This window comes from Coleofasciculus sp. E2-BRE-01, from assembly GCF_040221695.1.
Taxonomy (GTDB): Bacteria; Cyanobacteriota; Cyanobacteriia; order Cyanobacteriales; family Coleofasciculaceae; genus Coleofasciculus.
Map to the genome: position 1 here is coordinate 1 of NZ_JAVKEA010000143.1, position 23,598 is coordinate 23,598.

Here is a 23,598-nt window from a genome sequence, read left to right on the forward strand (position 1 = left end):
ATCTGCATTTTTCTCGGTTTTTAGAGCAACTTGTAATTTTTCTTTTTGAGCGGGTTTCAAATAATTTTTGGCTGGCATATTTTTTTCGTTTTTCGGATTTCCTATTTTAATTATACCCTATTTAAATGCCGAACAGCTTAATACCCAATTTAAATGCATGACAGCTTATAACCGCCTTCTTCACCCACTGCCATAGTCGTAATTCTTGCTGTTCCTCCTGTCACTTGTGAATTGTCTTCACTTATAACGTCTTCCATGTTATCAAGATGTTCTAAGTCAGAAATGTCTAGTTCAAATGGATGTTTCATGATTTTCTGCTAACTCTAAATATTAGATAATCATATTTTTGCCATCAACACATGCCAATTTGGCAGTAAAATATTATAAATATACCTTTAGTAAACTTGACCAGATGATAATATTTGCGCCCTAGGGTCAGAGTATACAGCAAAAGCTTGGGACGATCATCTCTCTTCAGGATGGGCAACATCCCACAGCCTACACCCAGTCTCTTTATTCTTACAATGCATGACAGCCAACCTCAAGCGCCGATGGTTTGGCGTAACCATTGAATTTGACCCAATTGCTCCGTTTTATGGCTCAGTGTGATCGGGATTTCAATCACAAACTCTGTACCGATACCCACTTGAGAATTACAGGTAATTTTTCCTTTGTGTTTCTCAATAATTTGATAACTGACGGCTAATCCCAATCCTGTCCCTTGTCCGACAGGTTTTGTGGTGAAAAACGGTTCAAACAAATGCTCTTGCAAATGAGCAGGAATACCTAAACCATTATCGGAAATCCGAATAATCACAGTTGAGTTTAACTTAGCTATTTCCGTACTAATCCTAATCTGGGGTATAAAGGAATCATTCTGCTGGCTTTTTTCGTCTAACGCCTCAATCGCATTACCGAGAATATTGATAAACACTTGATTCAGTTGCCCCGGGTAACATTCTACTTTAGGTAACCTACTCAATTGTTTATTCACTTCAATAGCGGGTCTGTTAGGCTTTTTATTGAGGCGATTCTGTAAGAGTATCAAGGTACTCTCCAACCCCTGATGTAAATCAGTTGTCTTCATTTGGGCTTCATTCAGGTGCGAAAAATGCTGGAGCGATCGCACAATGTCTTGAACCCGAACAACACCCTCTCGAATCGAGTTGAGGGCTTTGGGAAAATCTGTCCTGAGAAAGTCAAGTTCAACCGCTTCCATTTGCTCTTGAATCGGGGCAACAGGGTGAGGATAATGCTGTTGATAGAGATCGATCAATTTGAGCAAATCATACCCATATTGATGGGCAAAACTAACATTTCCGGCAATAAAGCCAATGGGATTATTAATCTCATGGGCAATTCCCGCCACTAACTGTCCTAAGGATGCCATTTTTTTCGTTTGTACCAACTGCGCTTGGGTATTTTTAAGTTCACACAAGGCAAGTTCTAACTGATACGCTTTTTTCCGTTCCCGCGCTTCTGACTCTCGCAAAGCGTCCTCCGCTTGTCTGCGATCGCTAATATCCCGATGAGTCCCTGTCATCCTTACCGGGTTCCCTGCTTCATCCCACTCAAAGACTTTACCACGAGACAGAATCCACTTCCATTCTCCGGTTTTACATCGCATCCTAAATTCGACTTCATAGATAGGAATTAATCTATCTATATAAGCCTTTAATACGGCTTTCACTCTTGATAAATCCTCAGGATGCACCAATTGTTCAAACGCCTGAAAATTATCGTCGATTTCGTCTTCTGCATACCCCAGCATCGCTTTCCACTGCGGATTTAAATAAATATCTCCAGTGATTACTTGCCAGTCCCATAATCCCAAATCACTCCCAGATAACGCCATTTGCAATCGTTCTTCGGAAATGCGTAAGGCGGATTGGGTTAACATCTGTTCCGTAATATCATTTAGGGTTCCTGTGGTTCCCGAAACCGTACCATCGGCGGCAAAATTTATCCGCGCATGTACCTCCAACCAACGAATGTCCCCCGATTTCGTCAGGTAGCGTACCGTAGGGCGACAGGATTGTTGAACTCCAGTAATCAGCGCATCAAAGTTGTCTCGCCCCTTTTGCCAGTCATCCGGATGAATACCGTTTAAAAATGATGTACCGATACTTTCAGCGATTGAAAAGCCAGTAATTTCTGTCCAAGCCCGATTCAGAAATGTCCAATGTCCTTGGGTATCGGTTTGGAAAATGACTTCTTTGACATTATCGATAACCGACTGATATTTTTCATGATTCAACCGTTGGGATTCTTGGCGTTGCTGATTGTCAATAGCATGACGTAATGCCCGAACTAATCGGTAACTTTTGAGATTTTCTGTTACCTGATCATCCGGTGTCCCCGCTTGGATAACTTGCAGGGTTAAGGGTTCATCCTGGTTAGCCCTTAATCCGAGAATTGGCAGGGTTAAGCCCAACTGTTTTATCTGAGTAACCGTATCAAAAACGTGAGGATCAGCGTGGGACAAATGAACGACAAGAAGATCAAACGCTTCCTGACTTAATCGGGTTAGGGCTTGACAACTTTGCCTAACTTGTTGAATAATAAACGAATATCTAATTTCAGAACATAATCCTTCTCCCAATAGTTTTATCGTTTGGTAACCATCTTCGACGATGAGAACCTTCAGCGATATAGTGTTGGGGTTTTGGGTAGGGTCTAGCACCGATAACATAAGATTTGCCTAAGAACCTGTTTCTACTCAGTTTGACTGTTATTTAAAAGGGAAGATCAGGCTGTAGTAAATTAAACTGTGACAGTTTATAAACTGAACTACAGTTGTACACGCCTACTCTCGGTCTAATTTCTATTCAGAATGTTTTCAAAGCTCTGCCAATTTATTCAAATCCAGATAAAATTTCTAATTGACTCTCTCTAGATAGAACGTCAGTTCCATAATCGCAGTTAGGGATTAAAATTCGTCAAAAGTAGTCTGCCCAAAATTTATGTTCTGTAGCTATTGTTACTCTTTATCAGGAACTTCAGCCGACAATTTTGCTTACTGAAAAGGTACTCTAGAGAAAGCAAGACGACACCCACATAGTCGGTCGAGAGCCTAGTATCAGTGATTTGTGATCAGCAACCGTAAGTGCATCTATGAATGTTTACTGGGTTACGGCTTGTTACAGGGTCACTGCTTTTTACCGCACTATACTAGTTCTTCCCTTAGACCTTTTTAGACGTTTTTCCCTGAACTTGATCAAAGTTGTGACTTCATGATAGTTAGGGATTCGGTCATCAATTCATATTTTTAATATTAATTTAATTTATACTTAATATAAGTTAAAGATATAAAGTTCCTATTCGTTGTTCGTTGTCATTTACCGGGGGTAGTTGACTCCACAAACCGAGAGCGGTGGGAATCATCAAAAGGAAGAATGGGCTAGTGTAGCCGCTTTTTCGTAGAATAACTCCACAGTCTGATTTTAAGTGGTTATGAACAGAATTCATCAACTCTTTAAACTCGTTGTGATCGCGATCGCATTCACATTAGTTCCCCTAATTTATGCTCCATCCGCCTTAGCGCAAACCACACCCCCAATGGCTCAAGCCATTGTCACAAGCACCTCAGATCCCACCCAATTCATGGGAACCGTTAAATTTACCAAAACCCCAACCGGAATGCAAATTGTTGCAGATATTGATAATACTCTTTGACCGCCACTCGAACCCCCGGTTCATCATCGACCAGTAACAGTTGTGCTGACATCTATCACATCCATTTCTTCCACTTAAAACTTACCTTCTTGCGTTGCGCCACATACCGTGAAAACTTAGACCCAGCTACAGCACGAATTTTACTGGGTCAAGCCGTGTTCAAGAGCATAACGGACTAACTCGGTACGACTATTGGTGCCAGTTTTGCTGAACAAGCGACTGACATATTTCTCCACATTGCGGACACTGGTTTCCAGGCGGCGGGCAATTTCTTTATTCATCAGCCCTTGGGCAACCAAATCCAGAACACTTTGCTCTCGCGGCGTAAAGTCAATGCGGATGGGTGGGGGAGTTTGAGAAATATTACCCCGTTGAGCCAACATTTCCCGAATCGCAGTTAGCTCTTTTTCGATATTCCCTAAATCCGCTGTACCCGCCGTTTCCTGAGCAGTGGTAGCACGACGTTCCAGCAAATTCTCCACAATGGCGACTAATTCATCCGTATCAAATGGTTTAGACAAATAAGCATCACAACCTGCCTGATAGCCTTGAATCCGGTCTGTGGTCATGCCTCTAGCTGTGAGAAAGACCACTGGCAGTGATTTGAAACGAGGGTCTTCTCGCAGTTTCTTAAGAAACTGATACCCATCTACTTGAGGCATCATAATATCAGTGATTACAAGATCAGGTGTTTTTTGTTGCAACATTTGCCATGCATCATTGGCATTACTGGCAACATCGACAGTAAACCCTCCCACCTCTTCTAAATAGGCGGGGACTGATTCCCGAATCCCCGGTTCGTCATCGACCAGTAACAGTTGTGCTGACATCTCTCACTTCCTTTGCCATTCTTTATCCCAATGTAATGGAAATTTATAATAACGGCGTAGAACTCACAAGTTCAACCCCAGCGTTGAGGGGGACACCGGACTCAAATCATTACTCTAGTTGGGGTAGAAGTCTCTCTTCGTGCCTCTATTCCCGCCGTTTTTTGAGTTTTTCTTTCTTTGGAGAGAGTCAACTTTCTCCCTTACCCTCTTGAAAAGAGTTCCACACAAGCGGACACTAAGACTTGAGAGTCTATCGGCATTCCAGAGGTGTTTCGTGAAAAGAGTATTAGGTATCATTCTCGGAGGTGGCGCGGGCACCCGCCTTTATCCATTAACCAAGTTGCGGGCTAAACCGGCTGTTCCTTTGGCGGGTAAGTACCGCCTGATTGACATTCCGGTCAGTAACTGCATCAACTCCGAGATCTATCAAATTTACGTTCTTACCCAATTTAACTCAGCGTCCTTGAATCGGCACATTACCCGTGCCTATAACTTTGCTGGCTTTACCGACGGATTTGTTGAAGTTCTAGCTGCCCAGCAAACTGCTGAAAATCCTAGCTGGTTTCAGGGCACAGCAGACGCGGTTCGTCAATATTTGTGGCTCCTAGAGGAGTGTGATGTTGATGAATATATCATTCTGTCCGGTGACCATCTCTATCGGATGGACTATCGCCATTTCGTGGAACACCACCGTGAAACGAAAGCTGATATCACCCTTTCTGTGGTGCCTATCGGTGAAAAACTGGCAACCAGTTTTGGTTTGATGAAAATTGATCACACCGGCAGGGTAATTGATTTCAGTGAAAAGCCCAAAGGGGATGCGCTGAAGCAAATGCAGGTGGATACGACGGTTTTAGGGTTGAAACCCGATGAGGCAAAGGAAAAACCCTATATTGCCTCGATGGGAATTTACGTCTTTAGCAAAGAGGCGTTGATTAAGTTGTTGCAAGCCAACCCCGAACAAACCGATTTCGGTAAAGAAATCATCCCAGGGGCATCAGGAGATCATAACGTTCAAGCCTACTTGTTCAACGACTACTGGGAAGACATTGGTACCATTGAAGCGTTCTATGAGGCTAATCTAGCGTTAACTCGCCAACCCCAGCCACCGTTTAGTTTCTACGACAAAGAGGCACCGATTTATACTCGCGCCCGTTATTTGCCTCCGACTAAACTTTTGGATAGTCATGTGACGCAATCGATTGTGGGAGAAGGTTGTATTCTTAAAGATTGTCGTATCCATCACTCGGTATTGGGAGTTCGCTCTCGCATTGAAGCCGATTGTGTGATTGAAGACACTCTGATTATGGGATGTGACTTCTATGAACCCTTTGCCGAACGTCAATCCAACGTAGAGACGGGACGTGTACCCTTAGGGATTGGTGCAGGAACCACAGTTCGCCGTGCCATCATTGACAAAAATGCTCGCATTGGTCACGATGTTCAAATTGTGAACAAAGATCACGTCGAGGAAGCTGAACGTGAAAAACAAGGCTTTTTGATCCGCAATGGCATTGTCGTTGTCCTCAAAAATGCCGTAATTCCCGATGGAACGGTCATTTAGGTCTTGATTAATGACTAGGGAGATGAGGAAAAGAAAGTGTTAAGTTTACTCAGACTCGATCTGTTTGCTTCCTCATCTCTCTTGTCTCCCGAAACAGGATACCGGGAAATCCCCACTGTTTAGTTAACAGAAGCTACGCTAATTTAACGATTATTAGCCATCGACACTGAGTTAGGGTTATGCTTTATTAGGTTGAGGTAAGGCATGATGGGAAAAATGCCGATGCTTCTCTATTTGAAGCGTCAGGTGTGGAAATTGCGATCGCGTGAGTGAGAAAGATCCGAACTTAAACCCATGCTGGGGTTTGTTACTCTAGCTTTGAGGTAGAGACCTATTAGCCCAGTTTATCGATTAAATCCTTGGAGTAGAGGAGAAACCCTTCATGGCTGCAACTGACTTTAAAGACTACTATGCCGTCCTAGGAGTGAGCAAGACGGCTAGTGCGGATGAAATTAAAAAGAGTTTTCGACGTCTGGCGCGGAAATACCACCCAGACATGAACCCGGGTGACAAACAAGCCGAGGCTCGATTTAAAGAAGTGAATGAAGCCTACGAAGTCTTGTCTGACCCCGAAAAACGCAAGAAATACGATCAGTTTGGTCAGTACTGGAAGCAAGCCGGAGTTGGTGGATACCCTGGAACCGGGGGTGCTAATGTTGATTTCGGTAATTTTGATTTTGGTCAATACGGTAGTTTTGACGAGTTTATTAACGAACTTCTAGGGCGCTTTAATACAGCCGCTACAGGGACGCCAGGAGGGGCGGGAAGTCGTCGAACCTACACCTATCGCTCTACTCCAGGCGGTGCAACGGGTGCTGGCTTCAATGACTTTACCAGTGGCTTTGGTGGCTTTAATGATTTCGCTGGCTATGAAAGTGGCAAAGCAGCAGGAGCAGGAGCTGATCGGGAAGCTACAATTACATTGAGCTGGTCTGACGCCTTCCGGGGTACGCAAAAACGGATTAATTTGGGTAGTGAAATCATCGAAGTGCGAATTCCGCCCGGTGCTAAACCAGGAAGTCGGATTCGGGTTCGAGGTAAGGGTCAAGTGAGCCAATACAACCAGCAACGGGGTGATTTGTACTTAATTGTAGACCTGAAACCTCATGCCTTTTTCCAGTTCGAGGGTGATAACCTCTTGTGTGAAGTGCCAGTGGTGCCCGATGAGGCAGTCTTGGGTGCTACGATTGAGGTGCCGACTCCGGATGGTAAAGTGAGTGTCAATGTGCCAGCCGGGATTCGCTCAGGTCAATCATTACGGTTGCGCGGTAAAGGCTGGACTCAACCGAAAGGTGGACGCGGTGATCAACTGGTGCGGATTGTCATCGCTACACCAAAAGATATCACGTCAGTTGAGCGGGAGTACTATGAAAAAATCCGGGAAAGCCGTCATTTCGATCCCCGCAGCTATTTGTCTCAGGTACGTCTTTAGAGCGGTGTGGGGGGAGTTGTAAGGTTTGACCCCTCGCTTCGCTAACGTGAACATCTCCCCCATCTCCGGATTTTTACCAGACAATGGTAACTGTTTAGACAGATGTGATACAATGAAGAGTTTTAGGATACAGGACTGTCGGGTGCATCCCTTTGGGGCTTGGTAAAGATAAATAAACTTAACCGGATAGTAAATCAAAATACGTAACGGATTTATAACGTTTTTTAAACTTATTCATGGATTCCGTCACAGTAATGGGAATTTGTATTAGCTTATGATTAGATAGCCCAAAAACTGTATGCATTGTCATATCATGTCTAATTGAACCTGTGAATGAGAAACGGACGCAGGAATCTGGAGAGACGGAAACAAGCCGTGTTTTTTTATTGGCAAAGTTTGACATGATATAATCACCAAGTTCAGTGCGTCTGGGAAAAAGAAAAAGTAGAGATAAATAGCGAGCGATAACCAGGTAAGAAAAATCGCTGCGCTTTAGCTTCTCTGAAGACAGGGGAAAAGGGTTTCGGAGCTAGTCTGGAATTTGGCATGAGTGAAGGAGGCTAACTCTTGTCTGAATCTCCCATCAAAGTTAAATATTTTTTACAACCATTCTTCTAAAGGTGAAAAAATAAATAATAATTTGAGGGTTATGATCGAGAAAATGCCTCAATTGATCATCGAATTGGCATGAGTCAACTTATGAAAAGATTCGATTTAAAAAAGTCCCAATGGATGAACATTGCGAAAAAGAATTATCAGCCTGGAAAATTAACATGGACAGGCAGTAGTCCGGATCAACTAAAATGGATGCGGATATTGTATGAGACACTTCCCTGCATTTATTTCACCCTTAATTTTGATGGGGTGATTTTGGATGTAAGTCAGTTCGGTGCAGCCTATTTGGGGTATGATTTTTGGGAGTTAGTCCAAAAGCCAATTCATCGGCTTTTTGATCCAGAAAGCCAATGCCGATATCAAGCCCTATTGACTCATCTAAGCCAGCATCCGACTGAAATTCATCGCTGGGAAACTCGGTTAATTGCTAAAGATGGCAGGATGATCTGGCTTAAGGCAAAAACCCGTTTGCTGCCGATAACCGCCTCGAATTCGGTGATCAGTCTCGTTTGTGAAGAGATGACAGAGGCTAAATCCCCAGCGTCGCTCCCAACTCCCGATCGCAATCATGATGAAGCTGTTTTAATCACCAATGACAACGGTGATTTTACCTATATTTGTCCTAATATAACCTCTATTTTTGGTTATTCTTTGTCGGAAGTCCGCGCTCTGGGTAATATTACTCACCTGCTGGGCAACTTACCCTGGAATTGGCAAGCTTTAGCTGTCGCGGGAAATGTTCGTAATGTTGAAGTAGAAATTACCGATAAGACAGGCAACCCCCGTACTGTATTGGTTAATGTTAAGCCAGTTTCTATCCAGGGAGGAACAATACTTTATCGCTTGCGGGATAGCACGAATCGCCAGTTCGTTGCAGACAAGTGGCAACCTGAGGCTGATCGGTTAGCACCTAGCCTAGCCGATCCGACAACGGAACAACTAAGTAATAACAAGTACACCCAAGACATTCTGCAAGAGAGTGAAGCCCGATTCCGCACGATGGCAGATAATGCCCCTGTGCTGTTATGGATGTCCGGTACAGATGGGTTATGTACGTTTTTTAATCAGGGCTGGTTGCGGTTTACTGGACGCACTCTGGAACAAGAACTAGGTAATGGTTGGGCTGAGGGGGTGCATTCTGACGACTTATCATCTTGTTTAGAGACGTATCAGCAGGCGTTTAATGCTCGTCAAACCTTTCGGATGGAATATCGCTTGCGACGAGCAGATAAAGACTATCGCTGGATTTTAGATACAGGAACGCCTCGATTTACTCCTAGTGGTCAGTTTTTAGGGTATATCGGATCGTGCATCGATATTACCGATCGCAAGCAAACCGAAACAGCCGTGCAACAGCAATATCTGCGGGAGCGGTTAATTGGGGCGATCGCGCAACGGATTCACTATTCCTTAGACTTGGACGAGATTCTCAACACTACCGTCGCCGAAGTGCGGCAGATTTTGGGGTGCGATCGCGTGCTGGTGTTTCGCCTCTATAAAGATGGGAGTGGTGTCGTGGAAGTCGAATCCGTTGACGTGAACTGGAAGCCGATTTCCGGAACCGTGATCAACGATCGCTACTTTGCCGAAGACTATATCCACCTTTACCAAAAAGGGCGGGTTCAATCCGTCGAAGATATTTATAACGCTGGGTTAACCGACTGTCATATTGAATTACTCGCTCAATTCCAAGTTAGAGCCAACCTGGTTATCCCCATTGTCCATGAGGAACGCCTGTGGGGATTACTGGTGGCTCAACAATGCCAAACCCCCCGAAAATGGCAACCTTGGGAAATCGAATTGTTGCAAACGCTTTCCACCCATACAGCCATTGCCATTCAACAATCGGAACTTTATCAGCAAGCCCAAATTGAAATCCACCAACGCCAACAAGCAGAAGGAACACTGCGACAACAAGTTCAGCGAGAGCAGTTAGTCGGGGCGATTACTCAACACATCCGTCAATCGCTGAACTTAGAGGATATTCTCGAACGCACCGTGGCGGAGGTGCGACAAGTTCTGCAAACGGATCGGGTGATTATTTTGCGCTTTAATCCCGACTGGAGTGGTGAGGTGGTGGTTGAATCCGTCGATCCGCGCTGGTGTTCGATTTTAGGCAACCGCATATATGACCCCTGTTTTGAGAAAACCTATATCTCGCTCTACCAACAAGGTCGAGTCAGAACCCTGGATGATATCTATGCAGCTAATCTGAGCCAGTGTTATATTGACTTACTCGCCAAGTTCCAGGTAAGGGCTAACCTAGTTGTGCCAATTGTTCACAGTACCAAACCCCTACCTATCCCACAGTCCCAAGCCGATGTCAAAACACCCAGCCAAAGCCCAACCCGCTTATGGGGACTACTAATTGCCCATCACTGTAGCCAACCCCGGAACTGGCAATCCTTTGAGATTGACTTACTCGACGGGTTAGCCTCTCAGGTTGCTATTGCCATTCAACAAAGCCAACTCTACGAACAGGCAAAATCTCTGTTCTGGCGAGAGCGAGTCCTCAATCAAGTGACTCAAGCCATCCGGCGTTCATTGGATGTAACTACGGTTTTTGAGACAGCCGTCCAGGAGATTGGCGAACTCTTACCCGTGGATCGGGCGGAAATTGTCCAATATGTGCCAGAACGCCAGTGTTGGTTATCGGTGGCAGACTATCACCGCTCTCTAGAGGATAGCAGTACGCTGGGACAGGAAATTCCTGATCAAAATCATCCTTTGGCTGAACGACTCAAGCGATTAGAAATTATTCGCATCGAGGATACGAGTACATTTAACCAAGGTTTAGCTCAAGACTTTCCAGGAGCTTGGTTATGGGTTCCTTTACACTTTAATTCTCAGATATTAGGGAGTTTAACCTTAGGCAAAACCAATCATCCCGATTCCTGGCAAGACTCAGAGGTGGAATTAATCGTCGCCATTGCTGACCAAGTCGCGATCGCGATCGGTCAAAGTCAACTGTACCATCAGGCTCAGTATCACCTCAAACGAGAACAAGCGATCAATCACCTCACTCATGCGATTCGTTGTTCCCTCGACTTACAAACGATTTTTTCTACCGCCACTCAGGAAATTGAGAACCTTTTGCAAGTGGATCGCGCTCAAATTATCCAGTATGTGCCAGAACGCCAACTCTGGGTGAATGTAGCCGAGTCCTGTCGCGATGAATGTTTACCCAAAGCCTTGGGTGTAGAAATTCCCGATGAAAATAATCCTCTGGCTGAACGAATCAAACGCTTAGAAGTCGTGCGGATTAATGATACCCGCTGTTTTGTAGACGCAACTAATACAGCCATCGTGCAACAGTTTCCGGGGGCGTGGTTGTTGGTTCCCCTGCACTGTGGTAACTCGGTTTGGGGCGCTCTAGGGCTGATGATGGATAATCGAGCCTACAATTGGCAAGACGCCGAGGTGGAGTTGATTTGTACCATCGCCGATCAATTAGCGATCGCACTCCAACAAGCGGAACTCTACAAGCAAAGTCGCAAGGCGGAAGCCAAAGCATTAACCCACGCCCAACAGCTTGAGCAAACAGTTACCAAACTCCAGAAAACCCAAGCGCAGTTGGTGCAAAGTGAAAAAATGTCCAGTTTAGGGCAGTTAGTCGCGGGAGTTGCCCATGAAATCAATAATCCAGTTAACTTTATTTATGGTAATTTAGTCCATGCCAGTGACTATGCTACTGATCTTTTAGGGTTAATCGAACTCTATCAACAGCAATATCCCCAGATCACCCCCGAAATCCAGTCCGAAATGGACGCGATCGATCTGGAATTTTTGATAGAAGACTTGCCTAAACTTCTGGATTCGATGAAAGTCGGAGCAGAGCGGATTTGTGAAATTGTCTACTCCCTGCGGAATTTTTCTCGTATCGCTGAAGCGGAAATGAAAGCCGTAGATATTCATGAGGGCATTAATAGTACCCTGATGATTCTGCGAAACCGACTCAAAGCACGAGGCGAGAATCCGGGTATTCAAGTGATTAAAGAGTATGGTGAACTGCCCAAGGTTGAATGTTACGCCGGACAGATTAACCAAGTGTTTATGAATTTGTTAGTCAATGCCATTGATGCCATTGATGAGCAAAACAAAAAGCGGTCATTGGACGAACTTAAAGCCAACCCCAGCACAATTCGAGTGCAAACTGAAATTGTAGATAACCAAGAGGTCGCGATCCGAATTATTGATAATGGTTTCGGAATGACGGAGGAAGTTCAGCAACAACTATTTCATCCCTTCTTTACGACTAAACCTGTGGGGACAGGGACAGGTTTAGGATTATCGATTAGCTATCAAATCGTCGTCGAAAAACATGGGGGTCAGCTTTTCTGTCACAGTAATTTAGGACAGGGAACCGAGTTTGTACTCCAAATTCCAGTGCGTCAACATCTGGGGAAAGGATAGAAGGGGAGATGGGGAAGCGGGGGAAGCAGGGGGAGCTGGGGGAGCAGGGGAAGCTGGGGAAGCAGGGGAAGCTGGGGAAGATAGAGGAGTTTACTCAGAACGTTCCCTGTTAACTGTTAACTGTTCACTGTTCCCTGTTCCCTGTTCCCTGACATAAGACCAACTACTCAAGGTTTGAGAGTAGCTTCTCCATCTCAGCATTTGGCGATAAGAAAGAAAACAAATGTTTAAAGCGGAGTTTACCTTGTTTATCAATCAAAAACTGAGCAGGTAAAGGTGCTCCCAGTGCTTGACCGACTTGATAGGCTTGGAAGGTGCGACAACTTGGATCACTCAACAGGGGCATTTTTAACCCTAAATCCTTGATTACAGTTTTGCTTTGCTGAAAATCGGTACTCGTTATCATTAACACCTCTACCCCCTTCTGAGTAAATTGCTCGTATTGCTCATTCATCGCCTGAATATGGGGATAGCAAAGGGGGCAATATTGCTTTTCGGTAAAAATTCGGGTAAATGCCAGCAGAATCGGTTGCTGTTCTCGGTAACTGGATAATCTCACCTGACGATTATTCGTAATATCCGGTAGTTCAAAATCCGGAGTCACTTGTCCTAATCTCAAAGGATTGGTAGCCGGGATGGGAAAAAAATTACGCAGAAAACGCTCGTTGAATAAACCCCTAAAGTCAGTTGATGTTAGCATTGGCTGAATCTGATCCAACAACTTATTTTATAGTAAAAGGCAGATGGCAAATAGTTTTTTAATCTGTCTTAGCCTTTACAACAACAGCTATAACGGCAAAGGGCGCACGTCGGTGCGCCCCTACCGGGTATCTTTTAGTAAACCTTAAACGGCGGAGAAATAAACTTTGGACTTAACGGGATCAGGAACCATGGTTTTGTCACCGGGTTGCCAACCTTGAGGGCAAACTTCGTCTGGATGCGCTTGAACGTATTGAATCGCTTTCAGAGTCCGCAACACTTCATCTACATTCCGACCAAAAGAGAGGTTGTTGATGGTCGAATGCTGAATAATACCATCTTTGTCGATAATAAACAATCCCCGTAGGGCTACACCTGCATCGGGGTCAAGAACGTTATAAGCGGTACTGATTTCTTTCTTGATGTCAGAAACTAGAGGATAATTGAGATCACCCACACCACCACTCTTGCGATCGGTTTGAATCCAAGCGAGGTGAGAGAATTCACTGTCCACGGAGATGGCGAGAACTTGAGTCCCAACTTCTTTAAATTCACTAAAGCGATCGCTAAATGCGGTAATCTCTGTGGGACAGACAAAGGTGAAGTCTAGTGGATAGAAGAATATGACTACATATTGACCCCGGTAGTCGGACAGTTTGATGGTCTTAAATTCTTGATCGACGACCGCCGTCGCGCTGAAGTCAGGAGCAGGTTGACCAACTCGCAGACATCCTTCCATGAAATTATCCTCCTTGAGTGTTTTGGTGTATGCGTTCGCTGTATATTATCAGTCTTAGTCAATAAACACAGATTATTTACGAACTGTTACGACTATATCATAATCCATAGTCATAACGACTAGGACTTACTCACGGGTTTGGTTAATCCCAGGTGCTGTTTCAACATCGACTTCCGTGAAAAGGGTTCATCCCAAGTTATGCGATCGCCTCTTTGGGCGAACATTAGCTAGTTGTGCCTGCATCAACGAGAACAGGGTTTGCCTTACCAAGGCAGGTTAGGGTATTCTGTACCCTTGCCTTTTGGAATCAGCTAATGTCCTAACGTATCCCCGTAGTATATAGCGGTTCTCATGCTCATGATGTACAGCAACTTTTCCTTAATTAGTCTACAGTAATACGTTTGGAATTGAAAGTGTACATCACAACTGTGAGAAACGCTATATATAAGCCTTTGAACAATTGTGGTGAGAAATCCGGGATAAGGTGGTTGCCCATTTAATAGCTAAAATATTTCTTGTCGTAAATGTTCCAAAAACCTCCATCTTCTAATATTTTTCCTATATATAAATGGTCTTATTCTGTAATAAAATCAGTATAATTTTATAGCAAGTCTTTACAAGCAATAGCTGATTGATCACAATTTTGATTAGATGTCCAAAGACGGGCTAAGGGCAGTAAAATATCGGCTCTTCCGTACCTGTTATGCTAAATTGCCTCAGCACTAATCCACACAATCCGGTAGTGTCCCATCCAAACCGCGATCACATCCTTGACACCTAAATCATCCATTCAGCAATAACGCACTCCTTGCTTATGGATTATGGACAAATCCCTAACGTTTCCCCCACTAACTCTCTAAGCATTTCTTCACAACGTGCCGTCCGTGTCGCCAACAAATAAGCCCTCGATTTCCCGGAGCAGAACTTCCCACATTTGCTGCGCCCCATTACTAGAACGAAACAGCCCTGTTACTGAAACGTCCATAAAAGAACTGAGGTTCTTCTGGGATGTGCTGTAGCATTTCCCGGATTTTAGAGGTTCCGATAACCTCGCGCAACCTCGCGCTTGCTAGACCTTTAATGGTTGATTGCGCTGCTGGGGTTGCTACATCAAGCCCTAGATCGCGCTCTTGGGCTTTTGATTGGATCGAATCGATACGGACATAGCGTTCTCCCAACTTGTGCTGCAACATAAATTCCGTCATCTTCTGTTGTGAAGAAAGGATAACTGAAAGCAACCGTGTGTCATAGAACCAATCCAAGATACCCAGATTCCGTCTAATACTATGCGAAAAGGAAAATTGGGACGTTGTAGTTCCGATACTTAAAATAGAGACGTGTTCAGTAGGTATCCGGAAGAAATATTCTGCTTCATGAAGGGCGACAAAATCCGGCATATTGGCGCAGAGTCCACCATCAGTGAACAACTCGTTTCTCACCTGAGCTAATGGAAAAAATGTCGGAGCTGCCGACGTTGCCAAAGCAACATCATGAACAGTTTCACGATGATCTCGTTCAAACCGCTCATGATGTGGTGTTTTGAAGATCTGAGGTTGACCTTTAGTCAGATTGATTGCTGGGATAACGATTGGATGCTTTAAATCACCTAGCAATGTTAAAGGCTCGATAAAGTCTGTCAACGCCCTACGCAAACCATCATGCTTATACTTGGGAATAAAAAAAGCTCGTCCTAGATCGATGAGTTTACTGACCGTTGACTGCGGGGAAGACCGAGCCGAAAAAATACTCTGCCCATGCTTTTCAAAAGCACGTCGAATTGTTTCGGCAGGAACTTCCAAGGCTAAGCTAAGTGCAATGATGCCGCCAATTGAAGTTCCGGCTAGAAGGTCAAAACATTGTGCAATCGGCTTTCCAGCTTTTTCTTCAAGCTCACACAAAATAACGGCTTGGTAGAGTCCAAGGTATCCCCCACCACTGAGGGAAAGAATTTGAAAGTTGTTTGTTTTTGTCACTGCCATTGCCTATATATAGAACTAGTCAGATTTAAAGTGTTTGAGAAGGTAGCTTAGTGTTCGCTTCCTTCGCCTTTTCAAATCTGGATGTTCTCCACCTCCCATCCATTTACCAGTTATCTGCCAGATTTCGTAGTAGAAAAGCCAGAGTGAAGTCCAAGGAACTATCGTTTCAGAAACATACTTTTGCTGGCTCCATTCTCTTTTTTTAGGATGGTATAAACACAAACGCTTCCCGGGGTAGGTATGAGGTATAGCTTCACCGTTAGATCCATCAGCCAGATCTGGTTTTAGAACGTATACATGAGGCGCTCTATGGAGTCCGTGGGAAATTTTCACCCTGTAGCACCTACTTAGCTGACTGGGCTGGATATCTCCAATCCAAGTGACAATGTTTTTTCGCCACTGTAGATGGAAGTCAGGAAAGTGCTTTTTCATCATGACGATCTGCTCTAGCAGAGGGATAGGACGTTGGGGAAATTTCTTAGTTACCATAAAACGTGTTCTTGGGAATGTGAATAGCACCAGGCTGAGAAGTCAAAGTTCCACTTCCGGGTAAAATTCCAAGTTGACCTGTCCCCCGGATATTACCCACCTGTACTGCATCTTCGCGGATGACATCCCTGGTAGGTTGTTCATCGAACAGGGTTTCTAAAAGCCTGCTGATTTCTGGATACCCTTTAGCATTGCTTAACTCCAACCACAGTTTATTGAATTCCCCAATCCAGACCACAAATTTCTCATAAGCTTCGGCGTTCTTCCAACGTTCACCTAAATCTTCTCGAACCTTATTGGCTGGATTCAAAACCAGAAGTATACTCCCCTGATTTTGAGCAATGCTCTGTGCAATTCCATTTAAAATCCCGGCAACAGCCTCACCTACTGACTCTTGCCCCTGATAATGAATAGCGCACAATGTACCCAGGACAATACTGACAGGTGCTAGATCGAGCATATTCCTGAAGGCTACGTCCCTATGCCTCTTGAAAAGTTGAACCGCACACTTCAAGGCAGGTTTTTCTTCTAAAGATTCCTGAAGCGGCAAAGGTTCAGCAGAGTCCACCCGACGTGACTGTCTCGCTCTTTTATTGAACCACTTGATGTAATCTTTAGAGTTGCTGTCTTTCCAGCTCTTGGCTTTCTTGTCTGGGATGCGAATCTGTCCATACCCCAGTCCTTTATTCGAACAGGCTGGCACAATATCGAGATGAAAATTATGGGCATAGGTCAGTCGGATGCAGCGGTTGCCGCGCTCCATCCTTGCAGTATAGTCTTGGTGTTCCCTTATTCTGTACTCGAATTTAGAAACCAAGTCCTCAGGTGAAATTGTCCACCAGGGAATTGATAGCTCACAAATGAAGTCTAGGTCATACTCTTCTTTGCCTAACGGCTTGTTGGTAATACCCATTGCGAGGGAGCCTTGAGGGTAAATCTTTGGATGATAGGGAGCTAAGATCGATCCCTCGTGTTCAAGCCAATTGCCTACCGCTTCGTAATGTTGTCTTGCTAAATCATGCTGAGTTGGGGTGAGCTGCAATTTGCGACAGATGCCCTCTAGAATCCTGTCTAGTTCGCTGAGAAAGGTTGCGTCCGCTCTGAACATTGTAACCATTAAGGTTTAACTCCGTAGAAAAATAATATGCAGTAGCAATTTTAGTTCGGATAACCGAACCTCATAATTACGGCTCAGCTTCTAACCTGATTCTAACGAATCAGAGTCTTCCCTCATAATTCAAGTGAAGGTGCTACGCCACGCTTAAAATCAATCTAAAGCGAGTCTTCCGTACTTAGTGTGCTAAATTGTTAGTTTAATTAGTCCGAACATTGAACAGTAAGAGCTTTAGCCATTTCTTCCCATATTTCAAGTCATTTTGATAAGCTTAGGCGCTACAGTTCTTATGTGGTGAGCGTCATGAACTTTTGAAGCTGATAATTTAGCACACTAAGTCCGGAAAAACCGCAAATCGCTCAGTTCACCCATCAAGTCATTCACCAAACTGTGCTTCACCCTCGATACACCTTCTCTGAACCCATCTGGGTGCTGAAGGTGAAGAGACAATCTATATTGCATTGCTCAAGCATCCAGAGTAAAAAAGGCGATCGCTCATTGACAGCAGGAGCCGTAACCCAACTAGCAAAGATGATGGGATTGCCTATTGGCTCAGTTCTATCGTTCTTTACGTCAAATTAGGGTGAAACCTTAATTTTTTCTTGGGTAAATTGATATAAAACGATTATTCGCTGAACTATACTACTTCCAGTAACAGTATTGGGTTTCTTGGCTTGATAAGCCGTGTATAAGCGACGCGGAAAGTTCTGCGACAACTGGTTAGGTGTTCTGTTGGGAGAAAAACGTTGTGGTGCATTATCTGGATCGACGGGAATGGCTGCTCACGAATGGATTAGGCAGTTTTGCTAGTGGTACGGTATGTGATTCTCGTACTCGCACCTATCACGGCTGGTTGATTGCTGCACTCGATCCGCCCCGACAACGGACGTTATTATTCTCTCATTTGGATACCAGTCTGGAGATCGGGGGCAAGATTTGGGCGCTTTCGACCAATTTCTGGAATGGGGGTAAAACGATTGATCCGGTAGGCTATCAATTTTTGCGTTCTTTTGACACTGATCCTGTTCCTCACTGGGTTTGGGGATACCAGCAGTGGCAATTGACACGTCAACTGGTTATGCCTTACGGGTTAGTTGAAGATGAGGAAGGGTTTCGGGAAACACGCCAGTTTTGCCACCGGATTCTGATTCAGTATCGTTATCAAGGTAGTGAGGTGGCAACCTTAAGGTTACGTCCTTTGATTGCCGATCGCAACTTTCATCACCAGCAATTCGACGAAGAAAATTTACAATTCTCTCAATTAATTGGACATCAATGCCTTTACCTGCAAGCCATGCGCCAGAGTCAAGTGGGTACGCCTTGGCAATTGGGTTGGAGTGCAGGGGAGTATCAACCGGATGAATTGTGGTATTGGAATTACTACTATCCTGAAGAAAACCAGCGCGGGTTAGGCGATCGCGAAGATCTCTATAGTCCTGGCTATCTTACTATTTCTCTGGAACCGGGCGCAACAGTTACGTTGGAAGCGCGAGTTGGATGTCCTCAAGATACAGCAGCGCTCCAGTTAAATGCTCAAGTGTTTGAGGCGGCGGTGCAAGGGGAAAAAGAGCGACAAAATCAGTTAGTGGCTATAGCAGCAGGGGGAGCTGGGGGAGCAGGGGGAGCTGGGGGAGCTGGGGGAGCTGGGGGAGCTGGGGAAGCTGGGGGAGCAGGGGGAGCAGGGGAAGCTGGGGGAGCAGGGGAAGCTGGGGGAGATGAGTGGGAGAAGATTTGGCGTCAGTTACTCAAAGCTGGCGATCAATTTATTGCCTGGTGTGCCTCGATTAGTAGTCCAACGGTGATGGCTGGCTATCCCTGGTTTAATGATTGGGGGCGGGATACACTGATTGCTTTGCCCGGATTGGCATTAGCGACAGGACGTTTTACTTTAGCCAGGGGACTACTCAAAACCTTTGGCAATTATTGTCGCGATGGTTTAATTCCCAATACCTTTCCCGATGCAGAGAGTGACCCGATTTATAACAGTATTGATGCCTCTTTGTGGTGGTTGGAAACCCTAGGACTGTATTTGGAAATCACCCAAGATTGGGATTTTTTGATTGAGCAATATCCAACGGTGCGAAAAATCTACAAAGCTTATACGGCAGGTACTCGTTACAATATTCAAGTTGACGCCGTAGATGGACTGCTAACCTGGGACGCGCCGGATGTGGCGATTACGTGGATGGATGTAGTGCTGGATGGTCAACCGATTACACCTCGTCTGGGAAAAGTGATTGAAATTAATGCGCTTTGGTATTCAGCGTTGTGTTGGATTGGTAAATGGACTGAAAAAATGGCGACGGGGGCGGTTAAGGATCGGGTGCGTTTGTTGCACCATACTCAACATTATATCCAGCAAGCACAACAGGTAAAAACGTCATTGCAGCGGTTTTGGAATCCCGATAAAAAATACTTTTATGACACCATAGAACCCGATGATCACCGCAATTCTCAAATTCGCCCCAATGCGGTAGTGGCGCTGTCTCTGTATCATTGTGGTTTTGCAGAGAATCAAGCGCGACAGGCTTTGCAAGTAGCACGCGATCGCTTGTTAACTCCCTACGGTTTGCGAAGCCTTGATCCGGCTGACTCTGAGTACATTGGTTACTATAGCGGCGATCGCTGGCATCGGGATAGTGCTTACCACCAAGGAACCGTTTGGAGTTGGCTGATTGGACCATTTTGTCGGGCGTGGAAACGTTTCTACCCCACAGAACCGCTTCCCTTTGATTGGAAACCTTTGCTAGATCACCTTCAGCATCAAGCTTGTATTGGGTCTATTTCCGAGATTTTCGATGGAGACGAACCCCATCTCCCCCAAGGCGCGATCGCCCAAGCTTGGTCTGTGGCAGAATTAATTCGTTGCTTTAGGGAATAGGGAAGTAAGTCATTTGTCATTTGTCATTGGTCATTCGTCATTTGTCATTGGTCATTCGTCATTCGTCATTTGTCATTTGTAGGGGCGGGTTTAGGGACTTCATTCACTTTGTTCCCATTAACTGAACAACAAAACCCGCCCTAACCCCACCATTAACTCACTTATGACGCCAACTCCAACCGATTACGATAGCCCCTGGAAAGATGCCATAGAAAACTACTTTGAAGACTTCATCGCCTTCTTTTTACCTGAAGCGCAGCCAGAAATTGATTGGAGTCGAGGTTACGAATTTTTAGATAAAGAACTTCGACAAGTGGTGCGCGATGCTGAAGTAGGGCGGCGTTTAGCTGATAAGCTAGCCAAAGTTTACTTACTCACGGGTGAAGAAGCTTGGGTTTTAATCCACATTGAAGTTCAAAGTCAGGAAGAAACTAACTTTGCGGAACGGATGTTCGTTTACCATTACCGAATTTTTGACCGTTATAAGCGCAATGTTGCCAGTTTAGCGATTTTGGGAGATTAACGATCTACCTGGAGACCTAATCAGTATGGTTATCAGCTATGGGCAAGTGAGATTCAGTTTAACTTTCCCGTGGTGAAGTTGCTAGACTATTCCCAGAGGTGGTCAATCCTTGAGACTTCCCGCAATCCCTTTGCTACCGTCGTCATGGCGCATTTACAAGCCCAAGAAACCAGGAATAATAGAATTAGGCGGAAATCATTAAAACTGGCTCTAATTCGGGGATTGTACGAACGGGGCTATGAGCGAGAAGATATAATCAACTTATTCCATTTTATAGACTGGGTAATGAGCTTACCTCAAGAGTTGGAAAATGAATTTTGGACGGAATTAGGTCAGTACGAGGAGGAAAGGAGAATGCCTTATATTACCAGTGTTGAAAGGATTGGAATTCAAAAAGGTCGTCAAGAGGGTCGTCAAGAGGGTCGTCAAGAAGGTCGTCAAGAAGGTCGTCAAGAAGGTCGTCAAGAGGGAATCAGAGAAGGGCTGTTGGCAGGAATTGAATTGGGCTTAGGCTTGAAATTTGGTAGGGAAGGGTTAAACCTATTCCCGGAAATTTTGCTAATTCAGAATGTGGAAAACTTAAGGGCAATTCTTACAGGACTAAAAACCATAAATACTCTAGAGGAACTGCGTCCGTTGTGGCATAAGACGGAGGGAATACGGCAAGGACTATTAGAAGGTATAGAAATATGTTTAAGATTGAAGTTTGGCAGCGAACCGTTAGACATCTTAGCCGAAATCTCGGAAATTCAGGATGTGGAACAGTTACGAGCAATCCTAGCAGCGCTACCAGCCGTAAACACAATTGAGGAACTGCGTCAAGTTTATCAACCTAAGTAGCTCACAACGGTAATAAAATAAGCTACACCTGTAAGCTTTTCCCACCCCCCTGTCACCAATAATTTACTCTAAGCAAGATCCCAGAATTCTTGGAGAAGTCCGGGATCTGTCTGTGTAATATTTTTTAATCATAATATAGATATCATATAATACAATATAGACTTGCAGTCAGTTATTGGCTGTTTGTTTTTACTTTATATCAAACAATAAACACCCATGAAAGTCGCTGTTTTCAATGCCAAATCCTATGACCGAAATTTTCTAGAAACTGCCAACGCGAATTATAATCATGACCTCGTTTTTTTGGAACCCCGCCTGACTCAGGAAACCACCGCCTTAGCCGTCGGGTTTCCGGCGGTGTGCGTGTTTATCAACGATCAGCTTGATAAAACAACCTTGCGGGTGCTGGCTGCACAGGGGACGAAGCTGATTGCTACACGTTCTGCGGGGTTCAACCATATTGATTTAAATGCGGCGGCTGAGTTTGGCATAACTGTGGTGAGAGTTCCCGCCTATTCACCTTATGCTGTCGCTGAACATACCGTCGGACTCATTTTAACCCTTAACCGTAAAATTCATCGCGCTTATAACCGGGTGAGAGAAGGAAATTTTTCCCTGGATGGATTCATGGGATTTGATTTACATGGGCGAACGGTAGGGATTGTCGGTACGGGTAAAATTGGTTTCCTGGTTGCCCAGATTCTGCATGGATTTGGTTGTCAATTACTGGCGTATGATTTGTATCCGAATCCTGATTGTGAAGCCTTGGGGGTCAAGTATGTTGATCTCCAAGAACTCTTCGCGACTTCCGATATTATCTCTCTTCATTGTCCGTTAACGCCCCAAACCCGTCATCTGATCAATGCCCAATCATTGGTGCAAATGAAATCAGGCGTAATGCTGATTAACACCAGTCGCGGCGCACTTATTGATACGCAAGCCGTTATTGATGCGCTCAAGTCTCGAAAAATTGGCTATCTAGGTTTAGATGTTTACGAACAAGAATCTAACTTGTTCTTTGAAGATTTGTCTACGGAAGTGATAGAAGATGATGTTTTTCAACGACTACTAACCTTTCCTAACGTTTTGATTACAGGTCATCAAGCCTTTTTTACTGAAGATGCTTTGCAAAATATTGCTCAGACAACCTTATCTAACATTAGCGATGTCGAGTCGGGTCGCCCTTGTCCTAATGAGGTGAGCGCCCAGCGTGTTGTTGCAACTAAGTCTTGATAAACCGAAAGCGTTGAACCAGGAATCACCGTTAATGGTCAACCCAGACGTGTTATAGTACGTCCCTACAAAAATTAAACGACGAAAATTAAACGTTTTATGGTAAGTAGGTGGGGACAATTAAAGTTAACGGCGGAGAACTCACTCCCTTGAGAAGCGAGCTACGTCATTTGTAAGGGTTTGAGGAACATTCACAAAATTTAACATATTTCGATTTTACGGCTATAGACCCAAAGATAGAGAATGACAGCAATTTCTCATGGCTACTGTTATTACACAGGATTAGAAAGTGCTATATGCGCTCACAACTTGACTTGACCCTGTTCCTTGTTCCTTATTCAGTGACCGCTCAAAAGTCTATCAAAACTTTATGAAGTAAATTTTTCAACAAAATGACTTGTCAGGTCAGATGTCATAGGTTAGGATAGCTTATTCGGGCAGTTTACCCCGACCACAAAAAATTGCCAGACTTCAAGCTCTGGCAGGGTTGCGATATGGGTTATAACTCATTCATGGCTTTACTCTATCAGTAAAGTAATGGTTTATAATCGTGATTATCAGGGCATCTACAC

The 23,598-nt window shown here is 44.6% G+C and carries 14 protein-coding genes and 2 pseudogenes; 8 read left to right on the forward strand and 8 right to left on the reverse strand.

All coding sequences use genetic code 11. The annotated features are described in order from the left end of the window. Positions 1-149: 149 nt before the first annotated feature. Complete coding sequence (locus RIG66_RS17380; protein WP_446380028.1) at positions 150-308, reverse strand: hypothetical protein; 159 nt, start codon at positions 306-308, stop codon at positions 150-152. Between the two features lie 233 nt (positions 309-541). Then, on the reverse strand, positions 542-2,692 hold the full coding sequence (locus tag RIG66_RS17385; protein ID WP_446380029.1) for a PAS domain-containing protein: 2,151 nt from the start codon (positions 2,690-2,692) through the stop codon (positions 542-544). Positions 2,693-3,453: 761 nt separating this feature from the next. Here RIG66_RS17385 and RIG66_RS17390 point away from each other — a divergent pair. Beyond that, complete coding sequence (locus RIG66_RS17390; protein ID WP_446380061.1) at positions 3,454-3,675, forward strand: hypothetical protein; 222 nt, start codon at positions 3,454-3,456, stop codon at positions 3,673-3,675. Here RIG66_RS17390 and RIG66_RS17395 read toward each other — a convergent pair. Further along, positions 3,632-3,727, reverse strand: a pseudogene (locus RIG66_RS17395) (DNA-binding response regulator); the annotation flags it as partial. The gene RIG66_RS17390 and the pseudogene RIG66_RS17395 sit on opposite strands and share 44 nt — an antisense overlap. A gap of 88 nt (positions 3,728-3,815) precedes the next feature. After that, positions 3,816-4,505, reverse strand: a complete 690-nt coding sequence (locus tag RIG66_RS17400) for a response regulator transcription factor (RefSeq protein ID WP_446380030.1) — start codon at positions 4,503-4,505, stop codon at positions 3,816-3,818. 274 nt (positions 4,506-4,779) lie between these two features. Between RIG66_RS17400 and RIG66_RS17405 the strand changes: the two genes are divergently transcribed. The 4 genes from RIG66_RS17405 to RIG66_RS17420 all read left to right on the forward strand — a co-directional run bounded on the left by RIG66_RS17405 (position 4,780) and on the right by RIG66_RS17420 (position 12,686). Continuing rightward, entirely contained in the window at positions 4,780-6,069 is a 1,290-nt protein-coding gene (locus RIG66_RS17405) for a glucose-1-phosphate adenylyltransferase (protein ID WP_446355117.1), read from the forward strand. Between the two features lie 382 nt (positions 6,070-6,451). Beyond that, on the forward strand, positions 6,452-7,501 hold the full coding sequence (locus tag RIG66_RS17410) for a DnaJ C-terminal domain-containing protein (protein ID WP_446380031.1): 1,050 nt from the start codon (positions 6,452-6,454) through the stop codon (positions 7,499-7,501). Positions 7,502-8,233: 732 nt separating this feature from the next. Next, the gene (locus RIG66_RS17415) at positions 8,234-12,529 is read left to right on the forward strand and encodes a GAF domain-containing protein (protein ID WP_446380032.1); all 4,296 of its coding nucleotides are present in this window, start codon (positions 8,234-8,236) and stop codon (positions 12,527-12,529) included. Further along, positions 12,486-12,686 (forward strand): hypothetical protein, encoded by a 201-nt coding sequence (locus RIG66_RS17420; RefSeq protein ID WP_446380033.1) that lies wholly within the window; start codon positions 12,486-12,488, stop codon positions 12,684-12,686. Before RIG66_RS17415 ends, RIG66_RS17420 begins: the two co-directional genes overlap by 44 nt. Positions 12,687-12,692: 6 nt before the next feature. Here the strand turns inward: RIG66_RS17420 and RIG66_RS17425 are convergent, their stop codons facing one another. The 4 genes from RIG66_RS17425 to RIG66_RS17440 all read right to left on the reverse strand — a co-directional run bounded on the left by RIG66_RS17425 (position 12,693) and on the right by RIG66_RS17440 (position 17,552). Further along, positions 12,693-13,229 carry a peroxiredoxin family protein gene (locus tag RIG66_RS17425; RefSeq protein WP_446380034.1) on the reverse strand — a complete coding sequence of 179 codons (537 nt, stop codon included), beginning with the start codon at positions 13,227-13,229 and terminating at the stop codon, positions 12,693-12,695. 144 nt (positions 13,230-13,373) lie between these two features. Further along, complete coding sequence (locus tag RIG66_RS17430) at positions 13,374-13,967, reverse strand: peroxiredoxin (protein ID WP_446380035.1); 594 nt, start codon at positions 13,965-13,967, stop codon at positions 13,374-13,376. Positions 13,968-14,917: 950 nt separating this feature from the next. Beyond that, positions 14,918-15,946, reverse strand: coding sequence for a CBASS cGAMP-activated phospholipase (locus RIG66_RS17435; protein WP_446380036.1), 1,029 nt, complete (start codon positions 15,944-15,946; stop codon positions 14,918-14,920). A gap of 478 nt (positions 15,947-16,424) precedes the next feature. Further along, the gene (locus RIG66_RS17440; protein WP_446380037.1) at positions 16,425-17,552 is read right to left on the reverse strand and encodes a nucleotidyltransferase domain-containing protein; all 1,128 of its coding nucleotides are present in this window, start codon (positions 17,550-17,552) and stop codon (positions 16,425-16,427) included. A gap of 748 nt (positions 17,553-18,300) precedes the next feature. Between RIG66_RS17440 and RIG66_RS17445 the strand changes: the two genes are divergently transcribed. The 3 genes and pseudogenes from RIG66_RS17445 to RIG66_RS17455 all read left to right on the forward strand — a co-directional run bounded on the left by RIG66_RS17445 (position 18,301) and on the right by RIG66_RS17455 (position 23,026). Next, on the forward strand, positions 18,301-20,430 hold the full coding sequence (locus tag RIG66_RS17445) for an amylo-alpha-1,6-glucosidase (protein WP_446380059.1): 2,130 nt from the start codon (positions 18,301-18,303) through the stop codon (positions 20,428-20,430). Positions 20,431-20,593: 163 nt separating this feature from the next. Beyond that, positions 20,594-21,586: pseudogene (locus tag RIG66_RS17450) on the forward strand (Rpn family recombination-promoting nuclease/putative transposase); the annotation flags it as partial. Positions 21,587-22,009: 423 nt separating this feature from the next. Then, positions 22,010-23,026: a 2-hydroxyacid dehydrogenase gene (locus RIG66_RS17455; RefSeq protein WP_446380038.1), complete on the forward strand. Its 1,017-nt coding sequence runs from the start codon at positions 22,010-22,012 to the stop codon at positions 23,024-23,026. Positions 23,027-23,598: the final 572 nt, after the last annotated feature.

Coding starts and splice junctions, on each gene's coding strand:
- RIG66_RS17430 (WP_446380035.1), bottom strand. CDS start 13,967: ATGGAAGGATGTCTGCGAGTTGGTCAACCTGCTCCTGACTTCAGCGCG.
- RIG66_RS17425 (WP_446380034.1), bottom strand. CDS start 13,229: ATGCTAACATCAACTGACTTTAGGGGTTTATTCAACGAGCGTTTTCTG.
- RIG66_RS17400 (WP_446380030.1), bottom strand. CDS start 4,505: ATGTCAGCACAACTGTTACTGGTCGATGACGAACCGGGGATTCGGGAA.
- RIG66_RS17385 (WP_446380029.1), bottom strand. CDS start 2,692: ATGTTATCGGTGCTAGACCCTACCCAAAACCCCAACACTATATCGCTG.
- RIG66_RS17455 (WP_446380038.1), top strand. CDS start 22,010: ATGAAAGTCGCTGTTTTCAATGCCAAATCCTATGACCGAAATTTTCTA.
- RIG66_RS17415 (WP_446380032.1), top strand. CDS start 8,234: ATGAACATTGCGAAAAAGAATTATCAGCCTGGAAAATTAACATGGACA.
- RIG66_RS17440 (WP_446380037.1), bottom strand. CDS start 17,552: ATGGTTACAATGTTCAGAGCGGACGCAACCTTTCTCAGCGAACTAGAC.
- RIG66_RS17435 (WP_446380036.1), bottom strand. CDS start 15,946: ATGGCAGTGACAAAAACAAACAACTTTCAAATTCTTTCCCTCAGTGGT.
- RIG66_RS17380 (WP_446380028.1), bottom strand. CDS start 308: ATGAAACATCCATTTGAACTAGACATTTCTGACTTAGAACATCTTGAT.
- RIG66_RS17410 (WP_446380031.1), top strand. CDS start 6,452: ATGGCTGCAACTGACTTTAAAGACTACTATGCCGTCCTAGGAGTGAGC.
- RIG66_RS17390 (WP_446380061.1), top strand. CDS start 3,454: ATGAACAGAATTCATCAACTCTTTAAACTCGTTGTGATCGCGATCGCA.